This is a genomic window from Chamaesiphon sp. OTE_75_metabat_556 (genome assembly GCF_031378165.1).
Classification (GTDB): Bacteria; Cyanobacteriota; Cyanobacteriia; order Cyanobacteriales; family Chamaesiphonaceae; genus Chamaesiphon.
The window spans coordinates 1-2,048 of sequence record NZ_JANNDR010000347.1 but is presented as its reverse complement, the minus strand read 5'-3'; the positions used below and the strand labels follow the sequence as shown (position 1 = coordinate 2,048).

Sequence of the window (2,048 nt, the reverse complement as noted above, 5' to 3'; positions counted from 1 at the left end):
GGATAAGTTACCCGTGGAATCTCCGAAGGTTTGTCGGCTTCAGGCTAACGACGGACGGGTGCTGCTGGGACGGGCGATCGAGGCGAAGGATATCGGTGGCGTACTGGCGAAATTTGGTGTGGATAGCACTGAAACGCTGGATGCGGAGACGATCTTCCAACTAGTTTGGGAGGGTGAAAGTAGTTACACGATCGGGGGTAAGTGGAAGCTACAACGTAACTATTTTAAGGGTGAAGATCGATTGGAGATTCTGGAGGTTTACGATCGTAGTGACTTAGATTGGCTGCGGAGTATCGGCTGTTTTAGCGAGATGTTGAACTGTCGGATGCGGGTGTTTATTCCAGTGAATCAAGCTAGCATTACGATCGATTCATTATTGCAGTAGCTTCACGATTTGGTCATAGATCTAGCTGCCAACTATTTGTTGGCAGCTAGATCTTTTTTTTGATAAAGTTCGATCGGATGAATATTTTTCAGTTAGAACTATTCCCAGAAGAAGTAGAAAAGATCGATCTAACTACTCCCAAAATTCAGTGTTTGTTGAGTTCTCTACATTCCTGTTCTGGTGCCAAGGAACGTTGGAGTGCCCGAAAACAACAAGGACTCACAGATCGAGAATTAGAAGCTGCGATTGCCTATGAATTTGGAATTTGGGGCGGATCGACTCATCCGTTTTCACACACTCACAAAGGTGGTAAACAGCCAAAGTTTTGGCTGGGAGACGATTGGATTCATGGAAAACCAACTTTTCAAGGACGAGAATTGATAGATCTAGTCCGCAAATTATTAGATATTCCTTGAGTTTAATTTAGTTGTAATCGATCTACTGCCCTTGCAAATTCAAATCAGCGTAAAATCCAAACCTGCTCTGTATCGTAGAACTCACCGCGTTGCTCGATCTCAAATCCATTCAGCAGCAACGCCAGCCAAACCTGTACTAGTGGCATCTCGCTCGATTCTTGTAATGCCAATAATGACGTAGGCTGACCCCACTCCTCCAGCCGCTCCGAGATCGCCGCACCCCACGCCGACACATCTTCGTCGTGCGCCAATCCAATTGCTTCTCTATAAGCTGTTTCCGGATCTACTGGGTCTGATAAAATCGTCGCAAGTAAAACCTTTCGATCGATCTCAGCTACAACCGAGTGAACTTCATCAACTTCACTTTCTGAAAATTCAGACACCTTACGCGGCAAACTGGATAAAGGCTCGATGTAGATATCGAAGTCAATTTGCATCGTTTGCCGTACATATCGATCGAAAGCATCCCCAGGCATCACTGGGCCATCATCACTTCCAACCGCTTGAATCGACTCAAATGCCAATTGCGAACGCAACTCAAACAAATTGGTAATCTGCGAAATTGCCTCCCCTGCCACCTGTAACCGCCCCAGACAGCCTAAATTAACAATTGCCTCTTCCACATCCTGCCACAACCTAGCTAGATCGGCGAATTCTGGCTCACTCGCTGCCACCTTAATTTCCGTCCATACTGGCAGGTCAATCCATTCAAACTGTGGCATTCTCGACCTCACCATGATAAATGCAGGGACGAATTGGGCATAAATAAGGGTCTAGTCGTTCTTGCGCTGCAAACTTGCGAACGCCATACTTATCCTCCAGCAAAGCCAATAGCTTCTTCACATATAAATGGATTTGACTCGGCACCATCCCGATACAGTGAATCGGCTGGACGATAGCAACCCGCTCTTGCCCTTGCCACACAGTCGCAGAAATTGCATGAACGATCGATTCGGCTCCAGCCTCCCGATAGACCACCAAAACAGCGTATTGTATATCTGCAAACGCCGCCAGATCGGTAGGTGGTAATTCAATGACTGTTTCTTGACGATGCCGATTGCGTTGCTGATTCTTGCGATCGCGATGACGAGCATAGGATCTGCGACTGTAACAAACCTTGGGATTCCAACAACCATCCCCATCCGTGCCATGTAAAGCTTGAGCCTGAGCCGCTGAAAGCATGGCACACTTTTTGCATTTAAGTGGAATCGACCTACCCACAGTCGATTTTGTGGCTGATTCGGATG

General features: G+C 47.0%; 4 protein-coding genes. 2 read left to right on the top strand and 2 right to left on the bottom strand.

All coding sequences use genetic code 11. From position 1 onward, the window contains the following. A partial coding sequence (locus RMO27_RS14090; protein WP_309733549.1) for a hypothetical protein occupies window positions 1-385 on the top strand: 385 nt, incomplete at its 5' end. A gap of 77 nt (window positions 386-462) precedes the next feature. Next, window positions 463-801: a hypothetical protein gene (locus tag RMO27_RS14085; RefSeq protein ID WP_309733547.1), complete on the top strand. Its 339-nt coding sequence runs from the start codon at window positions 463-465 to the stop codon at window positions 799-801. Between the two features lie 44 nt (window positions 802-845). Here the strand turns inward: RMO27_RS14085 and RMO27_RS14080 are convergent, their stop codons facing one another. Next, window positions 846-1,523 (bottom strand): hypothetical protein, encoded by a 678-nt coding sequence (locus tag RMO27_RS14080; RefSeq protein WP_309733545.1) that lies wholly within the window; start codon window positions 1,521-1,523, stop codon window positions 846-848. Then, window positions 1,510-2,048: hypothetical protein (locus RMO27_RS14075; protein ID WP_309733542.1), on the bottom strand; the 539-nt coding region annotated here is incomplete at its 5' end. The genes RMO27_RS14080 and RMO27_RS14075, both read right to left, overlap by 14 nt.